General features: G+C 50.5%; 2 protein-coding genes. One reads left to right on the plus strand and one right to left on the minus strand.

Annotated elements, in window-relative coordinates:
- Positions 1–579: 579 nt before the first annotated feature.
- Positions 580–1,299, plus strand: a complete 720-nt coding sequence (lexA, locus tag Q0231_RS15070; RefSeq protein WP_299348757.1) for a transcriptional repressor LexA — start codon at positions 580–582, stop codon at positions 1,297–1,299.
- 265 nt (positions 1,300–1,564) lie between these two features.
- On the opposite strand, the gene Q0231_RS15075 is transcribed toward lexA, so the two are convergent.
- On the minus strand, positions 1,565–3,143 hold a 1,579-nt coding region (locus Q0231_RS15075; RefSeq protein WP_299348759.1), incomplete at its 5' end, for a ComEC/Rec2 family competence protein.

A 3,143-nucleotide genomic window follows, 5' to 3' on the forward strand; every position in this document is an offset into this window, starting at 1 on the left:
ATTTCCCTCACAATGCGGCCTAATCGCTCGAAATATTGCTCGGAAAGTGCATGTTGTTTTTTCATTATTCTTCGCTCGGCGAAATGCTGTTTAAAGCTCCGCCGCTCCTAAATTTGGATAAATTTGTGCCGAAAACGCCACGCGAAACGCGTGCCAAATGCTCGACAAATGATGGTTGAACAACCAGCGTCTAGAAAACGCGGGTTATAGAAGCTGAAAACGTGAACCTAAAAAGCATCAGCAAGGCGCTGAGCAAAGGATCGGTTGCGCTAGTGTTAAACTGGCAAACGAGTTGCCAGGAGTGAATTGATGATTGTATGCATTTAAAAACCTCCTTGGCGTTGGGGTTGGTGGGACCAACCGAGTTGAAGACAATTGTGCAATACGCGCCGAACCACCTCTTTACAACCAAAAAATGAGACAATTTGGCACACCCTGCCCAATTGTTGCAATTTGAACACAGGGTTAGCTACTGCCCTAAAACTGGCATTTCAGCACGTACTTGCAGAACATATAAAGAACAGTTATAGTTGTTCAACGTTTGTTCCGATTCTATACCTGGCTGCAAAGGACTTCGAAATGCTGACCCGCAAACAACATGAACTGCTCATGTTTATACACGAGCGCATGAAGGAAAGTGGTGTTCCACCTTCTTTTGATGAGATGAAGGATGCGTTGGATCTAAAATCAAAGTCCGGCATTCACCGCCTTATCACAGCGCTTGAAGAACGTGGTTTCATTCGCAGGTTGCCCAATAGGGCTCGGGCGATGGAAGTTGTTCGTTTGCCAGACAGTATGAACCCATCTTTAGGCGGTAAGAAATCAAAATTTGAACCTAGCGTTATTGAAGGTGATCTTGGTCGCGTGCCCAAACAGCCAGTACGGGCCATCGATGATGATGATGATCGCGCAAACGCACCTGTATCTATTCCCGTTATGGGCCGCATTGCAGCTGGTGTGCCTATTGAAGCGATCCAAACGCAAAGCCATATGATTTCTGTACCGCCAGAAATGCTGTCGGGTGGCGAACACTACGCGTTGGAAGTTGCCGGGGATTCAATGATTGACGCGGGCATTTTTGATGGCGACACGGTGCTGATTAAAAAGCAAGATACAGCCTCTAACGGTGAGATTGTGGTGGCTTTGGTCGATGGTGAAGAGGCAACCTTGAAGCGTCTGCGCAAAAAGGGTCAATCCGTGGCGCTGGAAGCGGCAAACCCTGCCTATGAAACACGCATTTTCGGCCCTGACCAAGTTGATGTTCAAGGCCGATTGGTTGGTTTATTTCGCAAGTACTGACCCCCGTTAGGGCGTTAGGCTCTAACACCCCCGTTTGCGAACACTTGGCCCGGCAACATTGGTTGACCGGGTCTTTTTTGAACATTATTGATTTTACTATTCAGTCTTATTGAAAAAACTGCGTCACCGTTTCAAGTCAAACTCTTGTGTGCTGTTCCCATTCAATCATTGTCAGACACGCACCGGGCAACACCGCACAAAAACCCCGACTGCGAGGGGGAGAAGCGGCCCCCAACTTGCTGGTTATGGCAAAAAGCGCATAGGACTATGGTCGCCAGGGTCGGCGCTGATCGTTTATGGCCCACCTCACCTCAAATTGCCCTTGCTCATCCAGAAAGATTGTTGCAACGCCCTGCATATCCAACTGCTTTTGTTCGATCACCAACGCAGTTGAACAGGATACATCCCGCCGCTGCCGCACTATAAGCACGTCGGCGCGGCCACAGTCTTCGTTTAGTCCAACACTATCCTTGACCACAGAGATAACACGCCCCCCAACTTCCGCGCTGCAACCATGCTTGTCGCACGCGCCAACGGCTTCCTGATCGATCAGGGAAGAGCCAAATCGTTCCGCCCAGGCCCTGCTGGTGAAACTATTAGACTTGCGCCCCATCTGGAAGAATTCGTCCGCCTGCCGAACAATCACCGCTTGCGTGCTGTCCGAGACAACCATAAATGGCAAGGCGGCAGCGCCAAACCCAACAATTGCAAGTCCAAAAACGCCGGGTACGAAAAACTTCAACCACCCTCGGAAAAAGCTGAGCCAACAAAGCGCCACAAAACATCCGGGCAACACCCACTCTGCCAGCATTGGCGTTTGGGTATAGTTAGCACTCATGGCTGAAATGGTGCGCGCCACTGCAACCACCAGATCAATCCCCATCCCCATGCCAGCCAAAAATGGCCCCTCTAAACCTAAAGGCATCAACAATACAGCCGCTAAGCCGCTTGGCAGCACAAAGAAGCCCACAATCGGCACTGCAATCAAATTGCCGATCAATCCCATTGGGGCGAATTGTTGAAAATGCACAGCAGCAATAGGTGCCGTCGCCACTCCAGCGATCAAACTGGTCAGCGCCAATCCACCAAATAGTTTCGCCAAGAACGGCACCTGCAAGGCGCTACGCCCAACAATCGCATAAACAGCAACCAAGCCAACAACTGCCGCGAACGACAGTTGAAAACCGGGTTTGTAAATCTCATGCGGAAACAAAACAATAATAACGATTGCTGCAATTGCCACATTGCGCATGGTAATGGCACGTCGACCCACCAATATGGCCACAAAAGCCAAAACAAGCATCAGTGTCGCCCGTTGGGTGGCAAGGTTGGCACCAGATATCACCAAATAACCAATTGCCACGCCAATCGCCCCGATGGCCGCAAGGGGCTTTATCCAACGATCTTGCCCCACCGCTTGGGCAACGATTATGCGGATCATAAAAAACACAGACCCAACCACCAACGTCAAATGCAGGCCCGAGATCGCTAAAACGTGGGCAAGCCCCGCATTGGCAATATTCTCGCGCAACGCATCATTGATTCCCGATTGGTCACCGATGATCAATGCCCGCGCGATCGCAGCTTGATCCGCCGACAAGTAGATATCCAACCGCTCACCAATCCCCCACCGCAGCCGATCAATCGCTCTCCAAACAGAACCATTGCCCGGGGTCAGCTTCTGCACCGGCTCAAGCGAACTGGCATAGCCACCAATTCCATCAAAAAACCCTTGAAACTGTGAATCGTAACTAGCGGGGTAAACTGGTTTGGGCAAAGGAATAATGCGGGCCCGCACTGTAATATGGTCACCAAGAGCAATTGGCTGATCTAGGTTTAAGTGT

It is taken from the genome of uncultured Maritalea sp., assembly GCF_937139385.1.
Classification (GTDB): domain Bacteria; phylum Pseudomonadota; class Alphaproteobacteria; order Rhizobiales; family Devosiaceae; genus Maritalea; species Maritalea porphyrae_A.

Bases quoted from the DNA above. Each gene is read 5' to 3' on its own strand.
- lexA (WP_299348757.1), top strand. From the start codon at position 580: ATGCTGACCCGCAAACAACATGAACTGCTCATGTTTATACACGAGCGC.